Genomic DNA, 25,364 nt, shown 5'->3' with positions numbered 1-25,364 from the left:
CATTATATCATAGCGGAGGACAAGAATCCCTTGGTTGAAGTTGAAGATTTCCGCTTTCTAATGAAAATAGCGAAGGGGAAATTTTGAGTGAGCTAAAAAGCCCAATCAACTGATTAGGCTTTTCATGTTAGTCTTTCTTTGTTTTACGAGAGAGTCCAAAGGCAGCACTCATGCTAAAAAGACCAAGACCAAGAGTCGTCAAAGCAATTGAGTTTTTGCTTCCTGTATTTGGAAGACTTGCTTCTTTCTGAGGAAGAGCTGCTGGAGCAATATAGACTGCGGTTTTCACAGGCTCGTTTTTAGCTGGTGTGAAGACAGTTGGTTTTGCAGGAGTGACAACAGCTGGTTTTTGAGGAGTCGGAGTCGGTTTCGCAGGTGTTTGGATGCTAGGCGTTTGTGGTTTTGCTTTCGCCACACGGTGGGTTTTTGAAATCAACTCATACTTGTCTGTTTGGACTTTGAAGACACGACCTTTTTGGACAGTTTCAACCACTTTATTGGCAAATTGAACGTTCAACAAGTCACCAAAATTTTTGCGGATATCTAGGTAAAGACCATTTGTTCCATTGACCAATGGATCAAAGTCTTTTTTATCACGTGTTTCACCAACCACTGTCAAAGAGATACCAGCATCTTGAAGAGCCTTCAGTGTCGCTTCTTTGGTTGGTGTATATGGTGTAAGATCAATGTCTTCGTCTGTGATGAGGAAAGCAAAGCGATGGTTGTTTGCACCAGATCCCCAGTCGTAGTCTTTTGAAGTAGCGATGTGGTGCAATGGAACAGTTGCATCTTCAAAACCACCCCAGATTTTGATAGTTTTCAGAGCAGAAATGAAGCTTTCTGGATCACTTGTGAATTTTGATCCATTAAAATCGTGGTATTTTTGTTGTTTTGAGTCTTCATATTCAACCAACCCTAAACGAGCTTGAATATTTTTAGCAGAAAGATTACGAACAAAGGTCTCGATATTCTTCATCGTATCCTTGATGTGAGAATCCATCGAACTTGATTTATCAATGACAAAGACGATATCTGATGTTCCTTGGACTTCTTTTTTGTTGACGACATCTGCTTCTTTTGTCACTTCGACTACAGTTGTTTTATTAACTGTTTCTGTAGTTGTCTCAGTGTAGTCAGCTGTTTCCTTAGTTGATGTAGCTGTCTTGGTAGATGACACTGGTTTTGAAGTGCCAACAGGTGTGTCTTGATCTGCTAAGCTAGTGGTTTTGATAGTTGCTGTTGAAGTAGTGATTGTGTCTGCGCCGTCTGTTTTAGCAGATGGGCCAGTTTTCTTGACGTCCACAGCGATGACATCGCCGGTTTTTGCTTTATCAGCAGGAACAACTGGTGTATTGGCTTTGGCATTGATTTCTTCTGTTGCAGCAGTGATAGGTGATTTTGTTTCTGTAGAAGTTGCAGGAGCGGCTTGGGTTGTGCTAGGTGCAACCTCATCAGCAGAAGCAATAGTCGTTCCTGTGAAGATCGTTCCTAAAACAACGGAAGCTAAAGTTAAAGTTTGTTTACGTGAAATAGTATATTTTTTCAAAATACGTCCCCTTTTTAATAAACTTTTTTCTATCATACAGGTTTTTGAAAAACTTGTCAACGGTATAATAATCAAGGGTTTCACTGACTTTTATATTCCTAATTATTGATAAATAACCAAACAAGAAAAATATGCATAAAATAGGTTTAATATACAAAATATATAATAAAAAATAGGATTCCTAGCAATTGGCAAGAAACCCTATTCTATCAGTATTTCTACTCTATTTTTTTGCCGTAAAAAATACTAGCTAGTCACTTTATTTATGTCTCTAAATCAACACATAGATTTCAACCGCTTGTCCAGCACCATTTTCATTGTTGGTCTTTGTCACGACAGTCGCTCCGTCTTTCACTTCTTGTGGAGCGTTGCCCATAGCGACCCCGATGCCTGCTTTTTTGAGCATAGGGAGGTCGTTGAAGTTGTCTCCCATGGTGAGGACTTCTTCTAAGCACAAGTGGTAGTGGTTGGCTAGCTCAACCAGAGCATCCTCTTTAGAGACGTGCTTAGCAGTGACTTCTAGGTAGTTGGCTTTGGAGAGATAAAAGGCGGTAGAAGGAAAGTCGTCGGTAGAAATAGCACGATAGAGAGTTTGGATCTCTTCTGCTTCCCCAATTAAGAGCAATTTGTGGAGGGGCTTTGTCGTATCCAGCAAAGGATCCAATAGGGGAAGAATAAGAGGTTTTTCTCCTGTAATCCGGGCTTCCTCTTGGCTCCATTGGTCGAGATGATCGGTCATCCAGTCTTTTCCACTATAGAGGTTGATCGAAACTTGAGGGAAGTGTTGGTTGACCCAGTTGATAAACTGACGAGCTTCATTCTTGTTCAAAGGATGCTCAAAAAGAACCTGCTCTCCTTTTTGGATCAAGGCCCCATTGTAACAAGCCATGGGGCAGTCTTCTATGCCGAGCTCTTTGGCAATGGGTGCCATTCCTTTTGGAGAGCGAGCAGAAGCCAGCACGAAAGGAATCTCTTCACGCTTTAAATCGGGGATCAGTGCTGCCAACTGTGGATCAATCTGATGGTGGTCATTTAAGATGGTGCCATCGATATCACTAATGATGAGACGAATGTGAGACATAAACTTACCTCCTAGTAGAGAATAGTGGTTTCGTTGCCGACTTGTTTAAGGATTTCAGGGCTTGGTTTTTGGTCAGTGATCCAATAGTCAAATTGTTTGAGACGAGCAAGATAGTAGTTTCCGTTTTTCGTCCATTTAGAACTTTCTGCTATAAGGATCTTGGTGCGAGCCCGTTCAAAGACGAGGGATTTGACTGCAACGTCTTCAGCATCCTCAAAGGTGACTTCGCCATTGGCTAAGCTACCAGCTCCAAAAAAGGCAACATCAAAGCGAAGATTGTCCAGTACTTGTGCCTGGTCCGCAGCGTAGTAAAAGCGGTTTTTAGGGTAAAATTTTCCGCCCAAGAGATGGAAGTCAACTTGGGAATGGCTACTGAGTTGGATAGCATTGTCAAGGGAGTGCGAATAGACTGTAAGATCTCCATCAAGCAGGCCTGCCAGCAAGGTGATTGAGGTAGAGGCATCGAGAAAGATCACTTGTCCATCTTGGATCAATTGCAGGGCTTTTTGAGCCATGGCAGTCTTTTCCTTGTTAGCCTTTTGACTGCGGTCTAGATAAGAAGGACCGGGTTCTTTGTTTAAGGGGAGAAGTCCACCATGGGTCCTACGGACTAGCTGGCGTTGGCTAAGAAGGGCAAAGTCACGACGGATGGTATCTTTTGAGACCTTGAAGTAGTCGACCATTTCTTTAGCCGATAGCTGTTTTCGCTCTTCTAAGAGTTCTAATATTTTTTCGAGTCGTTGTTCCTGATACATGAGCTCGCTCCTTGTTTCTGTTCTTGCCAATATTCTACATCATTTATTAAGTTAATACAAGTGTTTTTAATTGTTTTTAAGCATTTATGATCTTTTTTCTTGCAAAGCCTTATTCTGACGTTTGTTTTAAAGGGGGAATTCTGCTATAATATGTCAAAATAACGTGGAGGTTTCCTTATGACCAGTGAATATGAAAAAATGATTGCGGGTGACTATTATAGACCTGCGGACCCTGAATTGCGGGCTTTGGCAAAAGCCTCTCGGGAGAAACAAGAAGCTTTTAACCAAGAGGTGGATCCTAAAAAAGGGGCAGCTATCATCAAAGAGTGGTTTGGTTCAACCGGTGAAAACCTCTATCTTAATCGACAGGTTCTTGTAGATTATGGGGTCAATATTCATCTGGGAGAAAATTTCTATGCCAATTACAATTTGACCATGTTGGATGTATGTCCCATTACGATCGGAAAGAATGCCATGATTGGTCCCAATTGCCAATTTTTGACGCCCTTGCACCCACTGGATCCAGACGAGCGCAATTCTGGTCTCGAGTACGGAGCACCAATTACGATAGGAGATAACTTCTGGGCAGGAGGAGGTGTCACCATTCTTCCTGGTGTGACGCTGGGTGACAATGTGGTCGCTGGCGCTGGGGCAGTCGTGACCAAGTCCTTTGGCGACAATGTGGTCCTTGCAGGAAATCCAGCCCGTGTCATTAAAGAAATACCCGTTAAAAAGGAGAAAGAATGATCCAAAAACATGAAATTCCTATTTTAGAGTTTGATGACAACCCGCAGGCAGTCATTATGCCGACTCATGAGGGACTTGATCTACACCTGCCTGAAAAATGCATCTATGCTTTCCTGGAGGATGAGATTGATCGCTTTGCCAAAGCTGTCGGCGCCAAACAAGTAGCTAGCTTTGTCTCAGCTACCAAGACCTATCCAGTTTATGTCATGGAACACCAAGGAGAGGAAATCTGCTTGGCCCAGGCGCCAGTTGGATCTGCCCCTGCCGCCCAATTTATGGATTGGTTGATTGGCTATGGGGTGAAGAAGATTATATCAGCAGGTAGCTGTGGCGTCTTGGTGGACATGGAAGAAAATGCCTTCTTGATCCCGACCAAGGCCTTGCGAGATGAGGGGGCGAGTTACCATTATGTAGCGCCTTCCCGTTATATAGAAGTGGATAGTCGTGCACTGACCGCAATTGAAACTGTCTTGAAAGGAAAAGAAATTCCCTATCAAGAGGTCATGACCTGGTCGACGGACGGTTTTTATAGAGAAACGCCTGATAAGGTGGCCTATCGCATCGAAGAAGGGTGTAGTGTGGTGGAGATGGAGTGTGCCTCCCTTGCAGCTGTCGCCCAGCTTCGTGGGGCGGTTTGGGGCTTGCTCCTATTTACCGCAGATTCTCTTGCAGACCTGGAAAATTATGACCAGCGTGACTGGGGTGCTGAAGCTTTTGAGAAGGCCCTAGAATTGTGCCTAGAGATGGTTCATCACTTGTAGGTCTTTTCACCTTTTTATGATACAATGAAGCTATGTTAGTCAAATTATTTTTTAAACAATGGCAGGCCAAAATTAAAAGCCTGTCTCCGGCAAGGCGAATCTTTCTCAGCTTTGCCTTGGTTATCCTGGTGGGCTCCCTCTTATTGAGTCTGCCTTTTGTCCAGCAAGCAATCTCAAAAGCAGGTTATGTCGACCACCTTTTTACAGCAGTCTCCATGGTCTGTGTGACAGGGCTCTTTACCCAATCAGTAGCTTCGACCTATAATGGTTGGGGGCAATTGATTTGTATGCTCTTGATTCAGATTGGTGGCCTGGGGATCTTGACCTTTATCGGTCTCTTCTTTATGGAAGGTCGCCAAAAGCTTAGCTACAAGGACCGACAGACCATCCGGGACAGCTTTAGCTTTAGCAATAACCAGAGCTTGGCCCGTTTTGTCCGTTCTATTTTCATTACCACCTTTACCATCGAAGGACTGGGGGCCTTGCTCCTCATGATTCGCTTCATTCCTCGATTTGGTTGGGGCCATGGAATCTTTAACTCTATCTTTGTTGCGGTCTCGGCCTTTTGTAATGCGGGCTTTGATAATTTTGGGGGCGATAGTATGATGAGCTTCCAGACCGATTGGTTGGTCAATATGACCTTATCTGCCCTTATTATTACTGGGGGCTTGGGCTTCATGGTCTGGTTTGACCTGGCTACCAAGGCCCGTAATCAATCAGGACGGCGGACTCTTCGCTTCCATACCAAGGTGGTTCTCTGGTTAACAGCTGCGATCCTTCTCTTTGGGACAGTAACCAGTCTCTTGACCGAGTTTAATAATCCAGCAACGATTGGGTCCCTTCCATTAGGAGAGAAGATCTTGGTCAGCTTCTTCCAAACTGTCAGTATGCGGACAGCTGGTTTTGCATCCTTAGATTATACAGCAGTCCGGCCAGTGACGCTCTTCGTCTATCTCTTGCAGATGTTTTTAGGTGGAGCACCGGGTGGGACAGCAGGGGGCATGAAGATCACCACCTTCCTGGTCCTCTTGCTCCTGGCTCGGAAGGAACTATTGGGGCTACCACATACCAATTTAGGAAAACGTACCATTTCACCAGACATTGTTCAACGTTCCTTTGGGACGGCGGTGATTTTCCAGTTGACCTTCTTAGTGGGTCTATTAGGAATCTGTTTGGTGACGCCGGATGGCCAACGCTTTATTTATTTGGTCTTTGAGGTGGTATCCGCTCTAGCGACAGTAGGCGTGACAGCCAATGTGACCTCGACCTTAAATGGGGCGGGACTAGCCATTATTATGGTCCTCATGTTTATCGGACGGATTGGTCCTTTGACCCTTATGGTCAGTTTGAACAATTACCAAGCCAAGAAAGCAGATACCTTGCAGTATGCCAAGGCAGACATCATTATCGGATAGGAGAAACTCATGGCGAATCGAACCATTGGAATTTTAGGATTGGGAATTTTTGGACAGAGTGTCCTGAAAACCTTACAGGATCAGGATGTGGATATTATTGCAATTGACGATCACGCAGATGTGATCAACCAATATGAATCCATGATTACGACTGGAATTGTTGGAGACATTACAGAAATGGACCTCTTGGATGCGGCTGATATCGGTACCTGTGACACAGTCGTGATCGCGACGGGTGAAAACCTGGAGTCCAGTGTGCTGGCGGTCATGCACTGTAAGGCCCTTGGAGTCGAGCACGTCATTGCCAAGGTTAAAAATGAAGTGACCAAGGAAGTCCTTGAGAGGATTGGGGCTGATTTGGTCATCCTACCAGAGGTAGAAGCGGGCATGTCTCTAGCTAAGATGATCCTCTTCCAACATGGGATTGAAGTTTTCCAGTTGGATGAAGCAGTGGTGGTGGTCGAGTTTACGGTTCCAGCTAGCTGGGTAGGAAAAAGCATCCGAGACTTGGAAATCAGAGACCAATTTCAACTCAATATTATTGGCTATCGAGATGCGGAAGACCAGCCTTTGCGAAGTCAGATTGGTCCCGACTTTATCTGGCCAGAAGGGGTGCGCGTGATGGCGGTGACAGACAACCAGTATCTGGATAGAATCCAAGACCTCTTAGAGGAAACAAACTGAGAGAGAGTGGGACAGAAATCGGGAATTCGTTAGAATTCGATTTCGTCGTCCCACCTCCGCATAGTTGAGTAGGGCTGTAAAAGCTGATGAAATCAGCGTAGTAGAGCCCACTCAACCACTGCGTCTTGCTCAACAGTACAAAAACAATTAAGAGGCTAGGACTTTTGTCCCAGCCTCAGAATGTTGATAACCTATTTTTTAACTAAAATAGGTGAAATGATTCTGCAGAAATATGATTTTTAATTTTTACTCCGCAGATGCCCTCTGTATCTTAATTTAGTCATGGAACTTCCTGAATTGCTGAAATCATCCACTGGATAATTTCACCTAACGTCCGTCCTCAAGGTCGTCAAGAATCTCTTGCCATTTTTCCTCATGCATGTCTTGGCAGATATGTTTGGATCGAGTCTCATGTATCTCTTGATCCATTGGGGAAGTTGATCTTATAATATTTTAGGAAAGGTTCTGTCAGGTGTTGACAGGCCTTTTTTTGAGTGCTATAGTAAAATCGTAAACGCTTACACGGTGAGGTGAAGCAGATAAAAAGCGGGCAGTCAGATGCTCCATAAAAAGAGGAGGAAAGACAAATGGCAGGATCAGTGATACAGGGAGAGAACTACCGAATCTCCGTATTAACGGAATCTTTGGTGCGCTTGGAATATTCAGAGGGTGGTGTTTTTGAAGATGGTCAGACGCAAGTTGTGCAAAATCGTGATTTTGGACCTGTTGCCTGTGAGGTCGTAGAGACAGAAGAGGTCCTCGATCTGCATACGGAGCATCTCCACCTTCATTTTGAAAAGGGACCTTTTACACCGGATCGGCTTTTTATCGAGCTCAAGGGTCAGTATGCAGTCTATGGTAGCCGGTGGCACTATGGTGATCAGCCTGAGACCTTGAAAGGGACCAGTCGGACGCTTGACGAGGTCGATGGAGCTATGGAGTTGGAAGATGGGATCTTGAGCAAGGCCGGTTATGCTCTTTTAGACGATTCCAGCTCCTACTTGTATGATGTCGAAAGCGGATTTAGAGCACGGCCATGTCCAGAAGTGGATCTGTATTTCTTCGGTTATGGGCGCGATTACCTAGGGGCCTTGAAAGATTTTTACCATCTGACGGGACAACCCCCTCTCTTGCCACGTTATGCTCTGGGAAACTGGTGGAGTCGGTATTGGCCTTATACCAGTCAGGAGTACACAGATTTAATGGATCGTTTCAAGGCTGAAGGGGTGCCTTTGGCTGTCAGTGTGATCGATATGGACTGGCACAAGACAGCGATTCCTGCTCGCTTTGGAAGTGGTTGGACGGGCTATAGTTGGAACCGGGACTTGATTCCTGATCCAGCTGCCTTCTTACATGGTCTTCATGAGCGTGGTTTAAAGGTGACCTTAAATGTCCATCCAGCAGATGGCATTCGTGCCTTCGAGGATGCTTACCCCATGGTCGCAAAACGCTTGGGATTAGATGCGGAAAAAGAAGAAGCGGCTAGCTTTGACTTTTACAGTCCAGCCTTTCGCGAAGCTTATTTCGAAGATGTCCATCATCCCTTGGAAGATCAAGGAGTCGACTTTTGGTGGATTGATTGGCAACAGGGAAGTCATGGCAAGATGGATCCCCTTTGGTTGTTAAATCATTATCATTATCTAGACAATTGTCGTACAGGTCAAGCTGGTCTTATCTTATCGCGTTATGGAGGTCCTGGCAGCCACCGGTATCCGATCGGTTTTTCAGGGGATACCATTGTGACTTGGGAATCCCTAGCCTTTCAACCCTATTTTACCAGCACAGCTTCAAATATCGGTTATACGTGGTGGAGTCACGATATTGGTGGCCATATGCGGGGTTACTATGATGAAGACTTGGCTCTTCGCTGGTTGCAATTTGGGGTCTTTAGCCCGATCAATCGTCTCCATAGTTCTTGTAATGCTTTTAACAGCAAGGAACCGTGGTTTTACTCGTCTGAGACCTGTCGCTGGATGAAGCGATATTTACGCCTGCGTCACAGCTTACTACCTTATCTTTACACCATGAATGTGGCGACGCATGAACAAGGACTGCCTTTGGTTCAGCCCCTCTATTACCACTATCCAAACGAAGAAGATGCTTATGAGGCTAAAAATCAATATTTCTTTGGTAGTGAACTCATGGTGGCCCCAATTTCAGAGGCTCTGGATCCTGTCTATCATAGTGCTTCTGTGAGTGTTTGGTTCCCAGACGGAGTTTGGTATGATTTCTTCCATGATTGGAAGTACGAAGGAAAAGGCAAGCTTACAGTCTTTAGAGCTAGCCAGGATATTCCGGTCTTTGCGCGTGCAGGAGCCGTCATCCCTATGGATGCACAACCGCAGACAGGGGTAGAGCTCCCAGAAATGCTGGACTGGCATCTTTTCCCAGGTGACAATCGTTCCTTCGTGCTCCTTGAAGGAGAAGGAGATAACAGGGTTGAAACCCGCCTAACTGTCAATTGGGATGAAAGAAAGATTAGGTTGGATTTAACAGGTGATCGAACGCTGCTTCCTGAAAAGAGACAGCACCGGTTCTTCCTCCATACCTTTGAGACAGCCCCTATCTTAGTGGACAATCACAGTCAGGAGATTGCGATGGGTGAGCTGCAATCGCGTCCTACTGCAAAAGAAGATCGGATGTTTGAGCTCTTGAAATCTGCCAACCTGGCCTACGATAGAAAGAATGAATTATTTGCGGCTTGTTCAACAGCCAAGAATTGGAAACAGTTGATGAAGGTCATTACGCCTTTAGAGGAAGGTTTGCGTCAACGTCTCTTTGAAGTGATTTATTCCAGTGAAGAGAATGAAGACTTGTAAATTCTTGCAATTTCATCCCTATTTTTGTATGATGAAAGTGATTTCACAATCATAAAGGAGAAGAAAAAAATGGAACAAAAATGGTGGCATAATGCCGTAATTTACCAAGTTTATCCAAAGAGTTTCAAGGATAGTAATGGCGATGGCATCGGGGATCTCAAGGGGATCACGAGCAAGCTAGACTACTTGGAAAAATTAGGGATTACAGCGATCTGGCTCTCACCAGTCTACAAGAGTCCCATGGATGATAACGGCTATGACATCTCGGATTACGAGGATATTGCCTCCATCTTTGGGACTATGGAAGATATGGAAGAATTGATCGCAGAAGGCCATAAACGCAAGATCAAAATCATCATGGACTTGGTGGTCAACCATACCTCTGATGAGCATGCTTGGTTTATCGAAGCACGTGAAAATCCAGATAGTCCAAAGCGGGATTTCTATATTTGGCGCGATGAGCCCAATGGTATTATTTCTGCTTTTAGTGGCTCTGCTTGGGAATTGGATGAAGCATCAGGCCAATACTACCTGCATAACTTCAGTAAGAAGCAACCAGACCTCAACTGGGAAAACGAGGAGCTTCGTCATCAGATCTATGACATGATGAATTTCTGGATTGACAAGGGGATTGGTGGCTTCCGTATGGATGTCATCGATATGATCGGTAAGATCCCAGATCAGGAAATCATCAGCAATGGTCCCATGCTTCATCCTTACTTGAAGGAAATGAATCAAGCCACCTTTGGCGATAAGGATCTGCTCACCGTGGGAGAAACTTGGGGGGCGACACCTGAGATTGCTAAGCAATATTCCAATCCAAAAAATCAAGAATTGTCCATGGTCTTCCAATTTGAACACATTGGTCTTCAATACCAACCGGGTCAACCAAAATGGCATTACGCTAAAGAATTGGATGTGCCTAAATTGAAGGAAATTTTTACCAAGTGGCAGACAGAATTGGGGACAGACGAAGGCTGGAATTCCCTCTTTTGGAACAATCACGATCTCCCACGGATTGTGTCAACTTGGGGGGATGATGGCGACTGCCGTGTCAAATCTGCCAAGGCTTTAGCAATTCTGCTTCACTTGATGAAGGGAACTCCGTATATCTATCAAGGCGAAGAAATCGGGATGACCAATTATCCATTTAAGACCCTTGAGGACGTAGAAGATATCGAGTCAATCAACTATTCCCATGAAGCCTTAGAAAAAGGTGTGCTACTCGAAGTGATTATGGATCAGATCCGCCATATTGGTCGGGACAATGCACGGACACCGATGCAGTGGAATGATGAAGCAGAAGCCGGCTTTACAACAGGTCGTCCATGGCTTGCGGTCAACCCAAACTATAAGGAGATTAATGTAGAAGCTGCTCTTGCAGATCCAGACTCCATTTTCTATACCTACCAAGCTCTCATCGCCTTGCGAAAAGAGCATCCTTGGCTTGTGACAGCTGATTATGAATTGGTGGACGCAGCCGAAAAGGTTTTTGCCTACAAGCGAGTAGAAGGAGAGCAAGCCTATCTGGTGGTTGTCAATCTCTCAAGTCAAGAGCAAGAGTTGCCACTCGTCAATGGGGTTGAAGAGGTTCTCATTGCCAATACCAAGGTGGAACAAGTCCTCGAATCAGGCAAGTTGGCCCCTTGGGATGCTTTCTGTGTCAAATTAGCCTAATGAACGTAAGAAAAATAGGAAATCACTTCCTTGTAGAAGCAGGTCTTTCTCCTTAGAGAAGGCCTGCTTTATTTCTTTGCAAATGTCATTGTAGAGCATTGACTTAAAGATGGTTTAGTGATACCAGCTTAGATTAGGGGTATAGGAAATTTTTATAAGAAGTCCTAGTTTTTGCATTTAATCTTTGCTCTAAAGGCCTATTAAATCGATGTTATAGTTTTTGGCTATATCAAGATTCGTGTAAAAGCAATTATACAAGACTGCTATCTTCTGATATGATAGTCTCAATTAGAATTTTTGGAGGACACAACATGTCAACTACAATTATCGGTTTCCCTCGTTTGGGTGAATTCCGTGAATTAAAATTTACAACTGAAAAATACTTTAGAAATGAAATCACAGCTGCAGATTTGTTGGATGCTGCAAAAGAATTGCGTGCCAAACACTGGAATATTGTCAAAGAAAAAGGGATCACTGAAATCCCATCAAATGATTTTTCACATTATGACAACTTCCTAGATGCAGCCTTTCTTTTCAACGTGGTTCCTGAGTCTGTGCAAAACTTAGAATTGACAGATCTTGAACGCTACTTCGCTTTGGCGCGTGGCTACCAAGGTGAAAAAGGGGATGTGCGTGCTCTTCCAATGAAGAAATGGTTTAACACCAACTACCACTATATCGTTCCAAAATTTGAAAAAACAACAGAAGTTAAATTGGCTGGTCACAAGATTTTTGATGAGTACCAAGAAGCCAAAGAATTGGGTCTTGACACTCGCCCAGTTGTGGTTGGACCCTTCACTTTCCTTCAATTATCAGACTTTGAAGAAGGCGTGAAAGCAGAAGACTTCGTCGATAGCTTAGTGGCTGCTTACCAAGATGTTTTTGCTAAATTGGCTGAACTTGGTGCGACTCGTATTCAATTGGATGAAGCAGCTCTTGTTAAAGATTTGACAGCTGAAGAAAAAGCGCTCTTCTTGAACCTTTACAACAAGCTCTTGGCTGACAAGAAAGGTCTTGAGGTCTTGATTCAAACTTACTTCGGTGATGTTCGTGACATCTACGCTGACCTTGTGAACTTGCCAGTAGATGCGATTGGTTTGGACTTCGTTGAAGGTAAGAAGACTCTTGAACTCGTTAAAGGTGGCTTCCCAGCTGACAAGACGCTTTATGCAGGGATTGTCAACGGTAAGAATATCTGGCGCAACAACTACGAAGCAAGCTTGGAAATCTTGAAACAAGTGCCAGCTGAAAACCTTGTTTTGACAACTTCTTGCTCACTACTTCATGTGCCATTTACAACTGCTAACGAAGACTTTGAGCCAGCTATCTTAAACCACTTTGCCTTTGCAGTTGAAAAATTGGAAGAACTTCGTGACTTGGATGCTATCCGCAATGGCCAAGGTGAAGCAGCTCTTGCAGCCAACAAAGAACTCTTTGCGACAGAACGTGTAGGAGCAAACGCGGAACTTCGTGCGCGTATCGCTGGATTGACTGACGCAGACTACACTCGTTTACCAGCCTTTGCTGAACGTGAAGCGATCCAAGAAGATGCCTTCAAACTTCCAGCTCTTCCAACAACAACCATCGGATCCTTCCCTCAAACGAAGGAAGTTCGCGCTAAACGTTTGGCCTTCCGTAAGGGTGAATTGACTCAAGAAGAATACGATGCATTCCTTGCTGAAACCATCGACGAATGGATTAAATGGCAAGAAGAAGTTGGATTTGACGTGCTTGTACACGGTGAATTCGAGCGGAACGACATGGTTGAGTACTTCGGTCAAAACTTGTCAGGTTACCTCTTCTCTAAAAACGGTTGGGTACAATCATACGGTATGCGTGGGGTGAAACCACCAATCATCTGGGGTGATGTGACTCGTCTTAACCCAATCACTGTGAAATGGTCTAGCTACGCACAAAGCCGTACGAACAAACCTGTTAAAGGGATGTTGACTGGACCTGTTACCATCCTTAACTGGTCATTCCCACGTGAAGACATCTCTATCAAGGATTCTACTCTTCAAATCGCTCTTGCCATCAAGGATGAAGTTCTTGACCTTGAAGCTGCTGGCGTGAAGATCATCCAAATCGACGAGGCTGCTCTTCGTGAAAAATTGCCACTCCGTCGTAGTGACTGGTATGAAGACTACCTTGACTGGGCTATTCCAGCCTTCCGCTTGGTACACTCAACAGTAGCGCCAGACACACAAATCCACACGCACATGTGTTACTCAGAATTTACAGATATCATCCCAGCTATCGACAACATGGATGCGGACGTGATCTCATTTGAGGCAAGCCGTTCAAACCTTGAAATTTTGGATGAATTGAAAGCGAAAAACTTCCAAACAGAAGTTGGACCTGGGGTTTACGATATCCACTCACCTCGTGTACCAAATGAAGGCGAAATCGATCACACCATCGAAGCGATCCTTGCCAAAGTACCAAGCAGAAAAGTTTGGATCAACCCTGACTGTGGTTTGAAAACACGTGGTATTAAAGAAACGAGAGAAAGCTTGATCCGTCTTGTAGAAGCGGCAAAAGCTGCTCGTAAAGCGCTATAAAGCAAGTAGAAATTCCTAAGCTTGCTCGATAGCAAAAAAAGAATTGCTCAATCAAGAAAGGAATATATTTGATGACTAAGCAAACACCGTCGCTCTCCTTTGAGGTTTTCCCTCCAAATCCTGAAGTAGGCAATGCCAAGCTCTTACGTGCCTTGGAAAATATGCAGGAATTAGCTCCTCACTTTATCAGTGTGACCGCTAGCAATAACAAATACAATATCAAAGAGACGACGGTTGCTTTAGCCAATCATATTCAGAATGAATTGTCTATTCCGACCATTGCCCACTTACCTGCTATTTATTTAAGCAAGGAAAAAGTGGCAGATACCCTTCATGAATTAGATCAAGTGGGGGTTCATCGGATCTTGGCCCTTCGTGGTGATATTATTCCTGGTATTGAGCCTTTAAAAGACTTTCGTTATGCAACGGACTTGATTGAATTCATTAAAACAGAAGCTCCTCACTTTGATGTGATCGGTGCTTGTTACCCAGAAGGTCACCCGGATTCACCTAGTCAAATTTCAGACATTCAAAACCTTAAAAAGAAGGTAGATGCTGGATGCTCGAGCTTGGTGACGCAACTTTTCTTTGACAATGAGCGCTTCTATGATTTCCAAGATAAGTGTACCTTGGCGGGAATTGATGTTCCCATTCATGCAGGGGTGATGCCAATTCTTAACAGAAATCAGGCCCTTCGCTTGTTGAAGACTTGTGAAAATGTTCATATCCCACGGAAGTTCAAAGCTATCCTGGATAAGTATGAACATGATCCAGAATCCCTTCGTGCGGCTGGTTTGGCCTATGCGGTGGATCAAATCGTTGATTTGGTCACACAAGATGTTGCCGGTGTCCATCTCTACACCATGAACAATGAAGATGTAGCCTATCATGTCCACCATGCAACAAAAGCCTTATTTGAACACCAACCAAAGTTGGAAGTGATTTAATCAACAGTCTAAGTAGGAATTGTAGAGATTGAGAAAAATTTTTCTCAGTCTCTTTTTTCTAGGGCCAATCGCTTGCTAAAAGGCAACTTTTTTTTTATAGTATTAATATGAAGATTTTGGAGGCGCTTGCAATGAAGAGAGAACTCACGTTGAAGTTATTTGGACCCCCTAAGGTTATTTTTAATCAGAAAGATATTCGTTTTTCCTTCTCGAAGATGGAGGCTTTATTCTATTACTTAGCTGTAATGGGGGAGGTCAATCGTGATGAAATAGCCGGTATTCTTTGGGGAGATAAAGAAAACCAAGTAGCTCGAAAAAATTTACGGAATACAGTTTATCAAGCCAATAAAATCTTTGAAGGAGATGTTATCGTCTCTCCGACTAGGAGTAGTTTGGCTCTTAATCCTGATTTGAGACTTTCTTTGGATGTTCAGCTCTTTGAAAGGGATCCAATAGGAAATTTAGAGCTTTACCAGGGAGAGTTTCTAGAAGGTTTCTATGTAAAGGATGATGAAGATTTTGATCAATGGGCTTCTCGAAAAAAGAGCACGTATAAGCAACTCTATATCGAAAGCTGTTATCAGAAGATTGCCCAAGATGGTTTTGGCGAGCCTAGTATAGAGTCTTTACTTCACCATTTAGTAGAGCTGGATGAATTTGAAGAAAAAAACTATCAGCTCTTGATGGAGTATTATAGGATTCACCATCAGCTGGGAAAATTTTTTGAGACCTATTACAAGTTGGTCGATTTATTGGATCGTGAACTTAGTGTTCGCCCTAGTCGAGCGGTAGAAGAACTCTATCATTCTGTTTTGGAAGCCAAACGTACCCATAAACAGAGCAATCGGGTGAATATTCGAGAACTTCCCTTTTTTGGTCGCAAGCAAGAACTGTCCCAACTAGAAGAATACCTCTCACTGGTAGAGACAGGAAAAGCTGTGGGGCCCTTTCTTGTAATGGGGCAATCTGGAACAGGCAAAAAACGTTTATTGCGTCAGTTGGTCTTGATGACCAATCGGAATTTTAGTTTTGTCAAGGTCGAAGGCAGAGCGGGGAGTTGTCAGGAAGCAGGAAGTAGCTGGAGTGGTCTCATACAAGCTCTAGAGAAATTAAGTGGAGATCCAGCAAGCTCTTTTTTAGGAGGGGAGAGTGATCTCGTATCTGTACGGGAGCAACTGCAAAGGCTCAGCCAAGAAAAACCTCTTCTGCTTCTTTTTGAAAATGCTCAATGGATTGATGCGGTTTCATTGGAAAAAGTGAAGCAATTAGAGGGAAGTAGAGGACATGAAAAATGGCAAGTAATTTTTACAGCTGAGGGGCCATTGTCAGATAGCTTGGTCAAGTTTTTAGGAGGCTTGAAAGTTGAGAGACGGTTGTCCCAGCTAGAATTGACCAATTTTAATCCGGAGGAAAGTCGGTCACTCTTGCAAGATCAATTGGGGCAGATAGAACCAGCTCTTATCGAGCAGATGATGGAGTGGAGCGAAGGCAGTCCCTTCTTGTTGTCTAGCTATATAGAAGAATGGAAAGAGAAGGAAAGTTTAGAGCCCTTGCCTGATATCATTCAGGCCTATCTATTTCAAGAATTGGGTGATATGAGCAGTGAGGAAGAAGCGCTTCTTCACTACTTGTCTTGTTTTCATAAGCCCATTTCTATGTCCATCTTGGCTGATTTGACGGCTACCGATCTTTCTGCCTTGACAGAACTATTAGAGCCTTTATCTGAAAGAGCCATTATCTCAATAGTGGAAGATGGTGAGGATCTTTTGGTTCATTTTCGCAAGCAGTTAGTAGTCATGTACTTTTACCAGCTCCTCTCACCTGCCAGACGGCGTCTTTTTCACCAACAAATTGCTCAAAAACTAGAAGAAACTCTAGAAGATTCGACAGATCTTCTCTTCTATAAGGAAATTGCTTACCAATACAAGCAGTCCCAAAATCACTTGCGTTCCTTGTCTTTTGAGTTGACCTACTTGGAAGAAATCCTCCAGCTGGAGCATGAACTGTTTCCAATATACTCCAAGGGAGATGAGGGGCTTGTATCGGACGGTAAAAATAGCCATTTAGATATTTTGGCGGAGTTGACCCGCCTACATCATGAACTAGAGGAGCTTTTCTCTAGACACCAAAGAGATAGAGAATACAAATATTTGCAACTGCGCTATTTGTATCTAGAAGGCCGCTATTTTATCCGAATCGGTGAGTACCAAAAGGGCATCCATGATATTCAAAAGGTCATCTCCTATGCAAGGGAGCTCAAGCGACTGGACTTTCTCTTGGAGGGCTATCGCCAAATCATTTATTATTGTATTCAAACAGAAAATATTTCTGAAATGGCCTATTATACGGATCTGGCTTTAGAAGATGCTATCCAAGCCAATAACCATGAAGCCATTGCGATTCAGTTGCGCTTGAAAGGCTTGTACCATCTAATGGTCGGTGATGAAGAACAGGCTACACGTCATCTTTATCGCTCGATTGATTGCTTTAGTTTGACCAATAGCATGCAGGCTAAATATGCTATTCAAATTGTGGCTTCCTTGGCTTACTTGGCTGAAATAGAGCAAATTAGGGGTCATTTCCAAGTAGCCGTCACCCACTTAGAAGAGGTCTTGCGTTTGGTGGGAGATCAAGCGGTTGATTCTGTCCGTGTCGTATTTGATATTGATCTGGGAATCGCCTATTACTGGAAGGGGGATCTCGTCCAAGCACGCCTCTGTTTTGACCGAGCTCAGAAAATTTTATCCAGTGTTCGTTTCCCTTGGAAGGAAGAATTGCTAGAATTTTATCAATCCTTAATCGCCTGTCATCAGGGAGAAGATGAGAAAGTGGCGGATTACCTAGCTCGTAAAGAACTGACCATGAACCAATCTGTCAATGCAAGGGATAAGGGGATGGTTCATTATCTCCTAGCTCTCTTGACAGATCAGAAGGAAAAAGGGAAGCAACTGGATCCTGTCCTGAGCACCTTCTTAAAAGAAGAAAAGAACTACTACAAGAAGGTAGCGGAGCAACACTTGAATCCATACAGGGACCAGCAGTTTCTTAAGAAATTAAGAGAGATCTAGGGCATTTTCTCAAAAATACTGAGACAGGAATGCCCTTCTCTTACTTAGGGATCTTTCTAGTGGCAGGTCATGAAGAAAGAAAAAGGCATAGAAAGACCGTAAAGATAGGTTATTCTATGCCTTTTATGTGTGTAGAAATGTTTCTAGTTCAATGTTTGTTGCGCTAAGATTTGGGTCAGGTAAAAGATGAAGGTCGCAGCAAGGTTTGAAGTGTGGTTATCAATATCATGTGGAGGCGAAACTTCCACGATATCAAAGCCAATCAGTTTCCCACTGGCTGCAATATGTTGGATCAGCATAAGGGCCAGTTTAGGATCGACCCCCAATGATTGAATGGCACTGACACCAGGAGCAGAACCGACCGCAAAGCAGTCCATATCGATGGAGAGGTAGACGGCTGTTTGATGTTCTAAGAATCGATCGATATGTTCTAGAATGGCTGGGTGGCTCATCTGGAAGAGATCTTGACCCGTTAAGAAATCAATGCTTGGTGTTTTAGCCACGTAATTAAAGAGAAAGAGATTGTTATTGTGCTCTTGGATTCCAAGGATGAGGTAAGGGAAGTCATGCCCTTTATCTTTTGCGTGATCGGCCATTTGACGAAAACCTGTTCCAGAGTTGGGACCAGTTTGGTCATATGGGCGCAAGTCAAAATGGGCGTCTAGATTGATCACAGCTAGTTGTTCATCCTTTTTTAGGCTCGATTCGATCCCCAGGTAGTGTCCATAAGCAGTTCCATGACCGCCTCCTAGAACAATGGGTTGGATACCTAATTGGTACATGCGCTGTATTGCTTGTGAGAGACTTTCTTGGAGTTCTCCCAGCGAATGATTGGGACCGTCAATATTCCCAACATCATAAACTGTAACATTAGTCCCCCAGTGCCATGGAAGCTTGGCAATTTGAGAACGAATAGCTGTTGGGCCCTCGACAGCTCCTACACGTCCATTGTTGATATAGACGCCTTTATCACTTTTAAAGCCGATAATCCCAAAGGTCGTACCCTCAAATGGAGTGAGGGACTCATCATTTAGATCTAGAAATTTTGTGACCATGCCCCATTTGGCAGTGTAGGGATTATCCTCGATACTACCTTGGTAATAGCTATAGGTCATTGGATAGTAGTTTGTAAGCAAGGTCGTTGCCTCCCTTATATTTTTTGAAAGCATTCAGAGGCTGAGAAAATCGCCAGCCTCTGTTTTTGCTATATCTTTACTGTATCAGTATTGAATGTTTAAGTCAACTGCTTTTTCAATAGTTGCTAAGAATTCTTCACTTTCGACAACAGCAGATGCCTTATTGAGTTCTTCAAAGATTTCGATGTCTTTGTCAAATTCAATGAAGGAAACCTTGTTGCGGATCAGGTCATAGGCAGGTTTTGTACCTTTACCAAGTTCATGATTTTCTGGTTTGAGATCCAAAGCTTGGCAGGCTGCCATAATTTCAGTAGCAACGATGCGACGTGAATTCTTAAGAATTTCAGCCGCTTTACGAGCTGCTGTTGTTCCCATGCTGACGAAGTCTTCTTGGTTTTCACAAGAAGGAATAGAATCGACGCTAGCTGGGTGAGACAAGATTTTGTTTTCAGATGCAAGGGATGCACACGCATACTGCGTAATCATGAAGCCTGAGTTGAGTCCAGGGTGTTTAACCAAGAAGGATGGTAATTTACTAAGCTGGCTGTTGACCAAGCGTTCCACCCGACGTTCAGATACATTTCCGATTTCAGAAAGGGCAATCCCTAAGAAGTCAAATGGTTGCGCCATTGGTTCACCGTGGAAATTCCCACCGGAGATGACGTGGCCTTCTTTAGTAATAATTGGGTTATCTGTCACAGAGTTGATTTCGATTTCAACTTTTTCTTTTACATAAGCAATAGAATCCTTGCTGGCTCCGTGGATTTGAGGGATACAACGGAGTGTGTAAGGGTCTTGTACCCGTTGTTGGGTTGCAACGGTTGTGTTTTTGCTTCCTTCAAGGAGGTTACGGATGTTGCGAGCAGTTGCCAATTGTCCACTTTGAGGACGGATGGTATGAAGGTCTTCTTCAAATGGACTGGTAATACCATTGTGGACTTCCATTGAAAGAGCACCGGCAATATCAGAAAGTTTGAGCAGTTGGATACCGTCGTAGGTTGCAAGAGCTCCGATACCAGTTAGAACGGTTGTACCATTGATCAAGGCAAGCCCTTCTTTTGCAGCCAATTGGATCTTTTCAATACCAGATTGGTCGAGAGCTTCTTGACCGCTTAAGAGTTGACCCTTGTAGTAGGCCTGTCCAAGTCCCAACATTGGTAAAACCATGTGAGATAGAGGAGCGAGGTCTCCAGAAGCTCCGAGAGATCCTTTTTCTGGAATATAAGGAGTCACCCCTTTATTGAGCAATTCCAACAGTTTTTCAACAGTTGACAGACGAATGCCAGAATAGCCCTTCAAGAGCGAGTTGATACGGATCAGCATGATGGCACGAACGGCATCTTCTGGAAGTGGATCACCGAAACCAGATGAATGAGTTCGGATCAAGTTTTCTTGAAGTTGAACAGTATCTTCTGGAGAGATGCTGACATTACAGAGGGAACCAAAGCCAGTGGTAACACCATAGACCACTCGTTTTTCACGGACGATATCATCGACAATCTTACGAGAAGCGACGACAGCTTCTTTTGCTTGTTCGTCAAGCTCACATTGGGCACCATGGCGAGCTACGGCGATGACTTCTTCGAGTGTTAAGCTATTACCATCTAAATGAATCAATTGAGTCATATAAAACCTCCGATTATGAGTAGTTGTTCTGTAGAAGTAGGTTTGTGTACTTCAATTTGAATACCAAACATGGGCCCATTGTCTATCCAGCTTATAGGGATCTAAAGGAGGCTTAGAGAAAAGAGCTCATGTTTGATATTCGTGAAAGCATAGATGGGCTGGGGAGTAGAACCTAAGCCTACTCCCGCCAGAGTTCCCATCTAGTGTATTAAGAAAATGAGTGAAGAATGCTTTATGATTTACCTAGTTTATCTCCGTGGAAAACGAAATAGAGTCCACTGGCGATCACTAGACCGATAGCTCCCCATGCAAAGTTCATTAGATTGTCACCTGCAATCATCAAGATACTAATCACAACAGCTAAAATTGGAATAACAGGACCAAATGGCACTCGGAAGGTAACCTTTTTGTCTGGATACATTTTTCTGAGTTTGAGTGCTGCCAAAGCAGTTGGAATGTATTGGAAGAAACGGAAGACTACGCTGAAGGTTGCTAATGATTCAAAGGAACCTGTAAGCAAGAGTAAGAAAGCGAAGATACCAGAAATAATAATGGCAATGACTGGAGCATTCTTAGAGTTTGTTTTTCCAAGACCTTCTGGCAAGAGTTTTTCATCTGCTAGGGCTGCCCCGAAACGAGGAACCATAATAGATTCACCAATGTTTAGACCGGCGATTGAAATGAGGGCACCGTATGAAACGAGAGGAGCTCCGATAGGGCCAATCATTTCAACAAATGCGTCTTGTACCGGTGCACCAGTTTGCATAATGCGACCACCGAGCATAGCGATTGTTCCAGCGATGATCAACATGTAGAGAACTGAGACGATACTGATAGATCCTAAAATGGCACGGGGAACGTTCTTTTCAGGATTCCGCATTTCCCCTGCAACGATGGACATGGTTTCAAATCCGATAAATCCGTAGAAGATGTAAACAGCGGTACTCGAAATAGCACTAAAGAGAGTTGATCCGCTTTCCAATTGAAGGAAAGGTGTGAAGTTGCCCTTGCTCACGCCTCCTGAAATGAAGAAGATAGCAAAGAGTGAGAAGAGAACGATAGGGATTAATTTCGCAACAGTAGCTGTCAGTGTGAACATTTTCGATGTTTTCAAACCAGCGATGTTCATGATACTTAATAGGATTAGTAAGGCAATACTAATCTGTAGGTTGTAGCCTTCGAAGGCTGGGAAGGTAATGATGAAGATTTTAGCAAAACCAGCTAGCATAGCCGCCCAAGCGATAACGGTAACGGCCCAACCGAGAATTCCGACGTTAAAGCCGACAAAGTCTCCGAAAGCTGCTTTGGAGTATTGCATGGCTCCACCGTTTTTATCGAAGTAGCCAGCCGTTTCAGCCAGACAGGCTGATAGTAGCATAACAAGAATAGCTACTCCGAACATGACGGCTAGGGAAGCTGGTCCTAAACCGGCATAAATTTTTTGTGGCAAGAGGAAGATACCAGACCCGATCACGGCATTGATACCGTATAGAGTGGCACCGCTAAAGCTGAATTTGGCTTTTTCCTGTTCCTCAATCGACTGTTTATGTGCTCCGTTCATAATGTCTCTCCTTTTTGAACATTATTTAAGTACAGTCCAGATAGCAATCGGTTGCTCCCCAGACTGAAGGGGTGAAAACGTGATTGTCATCTCTTGAAGAGGAGATGCTTGTTCGATAACCAGGAGCTCGTGAGTTTGGAGGGTTTGAGATTGTCCTGTTTCCCATTGGAGTGTGAGAGGACAGAGAGCGTATATAAATTGATAGCGACTCTGACTCGTGGCACTTTCATATGGGGATATAGCACTCATATTCCCCTGATAGGAAGGTTTGTAGATCAGATTAAAATCTTGGCAGGTCCCTTGGCTAGATACAGGATCTCCTCCGTCAAAGAAGTAGCTTTGAAATGGATTCAAGACCACTTCTTTGTGTTGATGGGTGAGTCGAATGGAGTCATTCAAGGGCATTAAGATTCGGTGGAAGCCAGTGAGATCGCTAAAATCACTTGTTTCAACCTCTACTGTTGCAGTAGAGAGTCGGAAATCAAAGGTTCGATCCTGATAACTTCCCTCTTTTGGAGAGAGGAAGAGTTGGGTGGTTTGGCCACCGGACCAAGTAGATATCTGATAATCTGAAGGGGTAAGATGAAGGATAGTCACCATAGGACGTCCTCTTTCTTAAAAGAGACCAGTGATATTGCCTTGGGCATCGATATCAATCTTTTCACTGGCTGGAACTTTTGGCAGGCCAGGCATAGTCATGATCGTTCCGGTGAGAGCGACGATAAAGCCAGCTCCGGCTGCTACCTTAAGGTTACTGATTTTGACAGTGAAATCTGTCGGTGCTCCGATCTTCTTGGCATCATCGGAGAAGGAATATTGTGTTTTGGCCATACAGATTGGGTAGTTTGAGAAACCAAGTGCTTCTAATTCTTTTAGTTCGCGTTTGGCCGCCGGTGTTAAGCTAATGTCTTTACCACCATAAACTTTTGTGACAATCTTGGTCAATTTTGTTTCAATGCTGTCTTCTTCGTCATAGACATAAGAGAAGTGATTTTCTTCTTGAGCTAGTTGAATGACTTTTTCAGCCAGTTCGCGTCCACCAGCTCCACCATTTGCCCAGACATCTGAAATGACCACATCTACATTGCGTTTCTTACATGATTCGTATACGGCTTCAAGTTCCGCTTCTGTATCCAGTGGGAATTTGTTAATGGCAACCACTACAGGTAGACCGTAGACTTCTTGGATGTTGGCCAAGTGTTTGTCGAGGTTTGGCAGACCATCGATAACGGCTTGGACATTTTCAGTAGCCAAGTCCGCTTTGGCAACTCCACCATGCATCTTGAGAGCACGGATGGTTGCGACGAGGACTACGGCAGAAGGTTTAAGTCCTGCTATGCGGCACTTGATGTCAATGAATTTTTCAGCACCTAAGTCTGCTCCAAAACCAGCTTCTGTCACAACATAGTCTGCATATTTGAGAGCTAGTTTAGTAGCCAGCACACTGTTACAGCCATGAGCGATATTGGCAAATGGACCACCGTGGATGATAGCAGGAGTATGTTCTAAAGTTTGTACCAAGTTGGGATGAATGGCATCTTTGAGAACAGCTGCCATAGCACCACCAGCTTTGAGGTCTTTAGCTGTCACGGGTTGCCCTTGGTAGTTGTAACCGATAATGATACGATCAAGGCGTTCTTTAAGGTCAAGGATGTTTTCTGAGAGACAGAGAATAGCCATGATTTCAGAAGCCACTGTGATGTCGAAACCATCTTCACGAGGAACTCCGTTTGTTTTTCCTTGAAGGCCGTCGACAATATGGCGGAGTTGACGGTCGTTCATGTCGACTACTCGTTTCCAAGTGATGCGACGAGAATCAATGCCTAACTCATTGCCGTGGTGAATATGATTGTCAATTAAGGCTGCGAGCAGGTTGTTGGCAATCCCAATGGCATGGAAGTCCCCTGTAAAGTGAAGGTTGATGTCTTCCATTGGAACAACTTGAGCGTAACCTCCACCAGCAGCACCACCCTTGATCCCAAAGACAGGGCCAAGAGATGGTTCGCGGAGGGCAATGACGGCTTTCTCACCGATAGCAGAGAGGGCGTCCACTAACCCAACAGAGGTTGTTGTCTTTCCTTCTCCAGCAGGTGTCGGAGAGATGGCTGTCACAAGAATCAGTTTTCCATCTTCCTTATCTTTCAATTGTTCCAATTGGTTGCCATCAATTTTTGCTTTATATTTTCCGTAGAGAGAAATATCCTCTTCAGTTAATCCTAATTCGGCAGCGATTTCGGTGATGGGTTTCATTTGGACAGAATTGGCGATTTCAATATCCGATAAAACCATAGAATCCCTTCTTTCTTTGTAGGTATTAAAGTTATAACGTTGATTGGTAGGCTTAAGATAGACTTTCTAAAATAGTTTGGTAAATGCTATCTGCAAGCTCAGAACCTGTTTGGAGGAGTTCGAGACCCTTGCCGTGGTATTCTTGGACAAAGTCTTGGTCCTTGATTCCTGAAATGTTGATCAGGACATTGAGCCAAGCCCCTTGAAGGCCAGCTTTAAGGTTGAGAGCAGCCACTCCTAAGTCGCTCGCCGCATTGGTGTTGGACTTACCAACAGCTTCTTTGGTGGTTTCAAGAGCTTCAACGATGAGTTCCATCATAGAGAAAGGAGATACTGTCGCATGTTTCAAGGCTTTTTGCATGGCTTCGCGACGAGCGGCTTTCTCTTCTTCGGTTTCTTTTGGAAGATCAAAGACAGCTGATACGACGTTGAAAGCTTCTGTATCCTTGTCAATAGCTTCTAGTAATTGATCTTGGAGGTGGGCACTTTTTTCGTGAACCCCTTTGATGTGGTCTTCAAATTCAGCGTATTTTTTCTTACCAATGGTCAGTTCACAGACCATTTTTGTAAGGGAAATCCCATTCGCAGCGGATAGGGCAGCAGCAGAACCACCACCTGGAGCTGGGGCATCTGAACCAAGAACCTTGGCAAACTCAGTAATACTTAAGTCAACTAGTTTCATAGAACTCCC

18 protein-coding genes and 1 pseudogene are annotated in these 25,364 nt (G+C 44.0%); 10 read left to right on the top strand and 9 right to left on the bottom strand.

The genetic code is table 11. The annotated features are described in order from the left end of the window. Positions 1–127 precede the first annotated feature (127 nt). The 3 genes from QM968_RS05240 to QM968_RS05230 all read right to left on the bottom strand — a co-directional run bounded on the left by QM968_RS05240 (position 128) and on the right by QM968_RS05230 (position 3,382). Complete coding sequence (locus tag QM968_RS05240; RefSeq protein WP_414382777.1) at positions 128–1,546, bottom strand: VWA domain-containing protein; 1,419 nt, start codon at positions 1,544–1,546, stop codon at positions 128–130. A 271-nt stretch (positions 1,547–1,817) separates the two neighbouring features. Further along, on the bottom strand, positions 1,818–2,627 hold the full coding sequence (locus QM968_RS05235) for a Cof-type HAD-IIB family hydrolase (RefSeq protein WP_414382774.1): 810 nt from the start codon (positions 2,625–2,627) through the stop codon (positions 1,818–1,820). 11 nt (positions 2,628–2,638) lie between these two features. Next, positions 2,639–3,382: a DeoR/GlpR family DNA-binding transcription regulator gene (locus tag QM968_RS05230; protein WP_414382771.1), complete on the bottom strand. Its 744-nt coding sequence runs from the start codon at positions 3,380–3,382 to the stop codon at positions 2,639–2,641. Between the two features lie 177 nt (positions 3,383–3,559). On the opposite strand from QM968_RS05230, the gene QM968_RS05225 reads away from it, so the two are divergent. The 10 genes and pseudogenes from QM968_RS05225 to QM968_RS05180 all read left to right on the top strand — a co-directional run bounded on the left by QM968_RS05225 (position 3,560) and on the right by QM968_RS05180 (position 18,061). Next, on the top strand, positions 3,560–4,129 hold the full coding sequence (locus tag QM968_RS05225; RefSeq protein ID WP_414382768.1) for a sugar O-acetyltransferase: 570 nt from the start codon (positions 3,560–3,562) through the stop codon (positions 4,127–4,129). Further along, on the top strand, positions 4,126–4,890 hold the full coding sequence (locus QM968_RS05220; protein ID WP_414382765.1) for a nucleoside phosphorylase: 765 nt from the start codon (positions 4,126–4,128) through the stop codon (positions 4,888–4,890). Before QM968_RS05225 ends, QM968_RS05220 begins: the two co-directional genes overlap by 4 nt. 32 nt (positions 4,891–4,922) lie before the next feature. Beyond that, on the top strand, positions 4,923–6,305 hold the full coding sequence (locus QM968_RS05215; protein ID WP_009731619.1) for a TrkH family potassium uptake protein: 1,383 nt from the start codon (positions 4,923–4,925) through the stop codon (positions 6,303–6,305). A 9-nt stretch (positions 6,306–6,314) separates the two neighbouring features. Beyond that, positions 6,315–6,989, top strand: a complete 675-nt coding sequence (locus QM968_RS05210; protein ID WP_009731618.1) for a potassium channel family protein — start codon at positions 6,315–6,317, stop codon at positions 6,987–6,989. A 345-nt stretch (positions 6,990–7,334) separates the two neighbouring features. Next, positions 7,335–7,430: pseudogene (locus QM968_RS05205) on the top strand (CPBP family intramembrane glutamate endopeptidase); the annotation flags it as partial. Positions 7,431–7,576: 146 nt separating this feature from the next. Beyond that, positions 7,577–9,808 (top strand): glycoside hydrolase family 31 protein, encoded by a 2,232-nt coding sequence (locus QM968_RS05200; RefSeq protein WP_009731617.1) that lies wholly within the window; start codon positions 7,577–7,579, stop codon positions 9,806–9,808. 69 nt (positions 9,809–9,877) lie between these two features. Next, on the top strand, positions 9,878–11,485 hold the full coding sequence (locus QM968_RS05195; RefSeq protein WP_009731616.1) for an alpha-glucosidase: 1,608 nt from the start codon (positions 9,878–9,880) through the stop codon (positions 11,483–11,485). A gap of 311 nt (positions 11,486–11,796) precedes the next feature. Next, complete coding sequence (gene metE / locus QM968_RS05190) at positions 11,797–14,046, top strand: 5-methyltetrahydropteroyltriglutamate--homocysteine S-methyltransferase (protein WP_414382762.1); 2,250 nt, start codon at positions 11,797–11,799, stop codon at positions 14,044–14,046. Positions 14,047–14,117: 71 nt separating this feature from the next. Continuing rightward, the gene (gene metF / locus QM968_RS05185; protein ID WP_009731614.1) at positions 14,118–14,993 is read left to right on the top strand and encodes a methylenetetrahydrofolate reductase [NAD(P)H]; all 876 of its coding nucleotides are present in this window, start codon (positions 14,118–14,120) and stop codon (positions 14,991–14,993) included. Positions 14,994–15,124: 131 nt separating this feature from the next. Next, positions 15,125–18,061, top strand: coding sequence for an AAA family ATPase (locus QM968_RS05180; protein ID WP_414382759.1), 2,937 nt, complete (start codon positions 15,125–15,127; stop codon positions 18,059–18,061). 143 nt (positions 18,062–18,204) lie between these two features. On the opposite strand, the gene hutG is transcribed toward QM968_RS05180, so the two are convergent. The 6 genes from hutG to QM968_RS05150 all read right to left on the bottom strand — a co-directional run bounded on the left by hutG (position 18,205) and on the right by QM968_RS05150 (position 25,355). Beyond that, a complete protein-coding gene (gene hutG, locus QM968_RS05175) occupies positions 18,205–19,197 on the bottom strand; it encodes a formimidoylglutamase (protein ID WP_414326019.1) in 993 nt (330 codons plus the stop codon). An 84-nt stretch (positions 19,198–19,281) separates the two neighbouring features. Next, the gene (gene hutH, locus QM968_RS05170) at positions 19,282–20,823 is read right to left on the bottom strand and encodes a histidine ammonia-lyase (RefSeq protein WP_414326018.1); all 1,542 of its coding nucleotides are present in this window, start codon (positions 20,821–20,823) and stop codon (positions 19,282–19,284) included. Between the two features lie 232 nt (positions 20,824–21,055). Further along, entirely contained in the window at positions 21,056–22,384 is a 1,329-nt protein-coding gene (locus QM968_RS05165) for an APC family permease (protein ID WP_414326017.1), read from the bottom strand. Between the two features lie 21 nt (positions 22,385–22,405). Further along, positions 22,406–22,984: a HutD family protein gene (locus QM968_RS05160; RefSeq protein WP_414326016.1), complete on the bottom strand. Its 579-nt coding sequence runs from the start codon at positions 22,982–22,984 to the stop codon at positions 22,406–22,408. 15 nt (positions 22,985–22,999) lie between these two features. After that, positions 23,000–24,673, bottom strand: a complete 1,674-nt coding sequence (locus QM968_RS05155; protein ID WP_414326015.1) for a formate--tetrahydrofolate ligase — start codon at positions 24,671–24,673, stop codon at positions 23,000–23,002. A 52-nt stretch (positions 24,674–24,725) separates the two neighbouring features. Continuing rightward, positions 24,726–25,355 carry a cyclodeaminase/cyclohydrolase family protein gene (locus QM968_RS05150; RefSeq protein WP_414326014.1) on the bottom strand — a complete coding sequence of 210 codons (630 nt, stop codon included), beginning with the start codon at positions 25,353–25,355 and terminating at the stop codon, positions 24,726–24,728. Positions 25,356–25,364 lie beyond the last annotated feature (9 nt).

It is taken from the genome of Streptococcus sp. OMI870 (genome assembly GCF_047460295.1).
In the GTDB taxonomy this organism is placed as follows: Bacteria; Bacillota; Bacilli; order Lactobacillales; family Streptococcaceae; genus Streptococcus.
This window is presented reverse-complemented; position numbering and strand designations above follow the sequence as displayed.

Coding starts and splice junctions, on each gene's coding strand:
- QM968_RS05220 (WP_414382765.1), top strand. CDS start 4,126: ATGATCCAAAAACATGAAATTCCTATTTTAGAGTTTGATGACAACCCG.
- QM968_RS05215 (WP_009731619.1), top strand. CDS start 4,923: ATGTTAGTCAAATTATTTTTTAAACAATGGCAGGCCAAAATTAAAAGC.
- hutH (WP_414326018.1), bottom strand. CDS start 20,823: ATGACTCAATTGATTCATTTAGATGGTAATAGCTTAACACTCGAAGAA.
- QM968_RS05230 (WP_414382771.1), bottom strand. CDS start 3,382: ATGTATCAGGAACAACGACTCGAAAAAATATTAGAACTCTTAGAAGAG.
- metE (WP_414382762.1), top strand. CDS start 11,797: ATGTCAACTACAATTATCGGTTTCCCTCGTTTGGGTGAATTCCGTGAA.
- QM968_RS05165 (WP_414326017.1), bottom strand. CDS start 22,384: ATGAACGGAGCACATAAACAGTCGATTGAGGAACAGGAAAAAGCCAAA.
- QM968_RS05155 (WP_414326015.1), bottom strand. CDS start 24,673: ATGGTTTTATCGGATATTGAAATCGCCAATTCTGTCCAAATGAAACCC.
- QM968_RS05225 (WP_414382768.1), top strand. CDS start 3,560: ATGACCAGTGAATATGAAAAAATGATTGCGGGTGACTATTATAGACCT.
- QM968_RS05195 (WP_009731616.1), top strand. CDS start 9,878: ATGGAACAAAAATGGTGGCATAATGCCGTAATTTACCAAGTTTATCCA.
- QM968_RS05200 (WP_009731617.1), top strand. CDS start 7,577: ATGGCAGGATCAGTGATACAGGGAGAGAACTACCGAATCTCCGTATTA.
- QM968_RS05235 (WP_414382774.1), bottom strand. CDS start 2,627: ATGTCTCACATTCGTCTCATCATTAGTGATATCGATGGCACCATCTTA.
- QM968_RS05210 (WP_009731618.1), top strand. CDS start 6,315: ATGGCGAATCGAACCATTGGAATTTTAGGATTGGGAATTTTTGGACAG.
- metF (WP_009731614.1), top strand. CDS start 14,118: ATGACTAAGCAAACACCGTCGCTCTCCTTTGAGGTTTTCCCTCCAAAT.
- QM968_RS05160 (WP_414326016.1), bottom strand. CDS start 22,984: ATGGTGACTATCCTTCATCTTACCCCTTCAGATTATCAGATATCTACT.
- QM968_RS05150 (WP_414326014.1), bottom strand. CDS start 25,355: ATGAAACTAGTTGACTTAAGTATTACTGAGTTTGCCAAGGTTCTTGGT.
- QM968_RS05180 (WP_414382759.1), top strand. CDS start 15,125: ATGAAGAGAGAACTCACGTTGAAGTTATTTGGACCCCCTAAGGTTATT.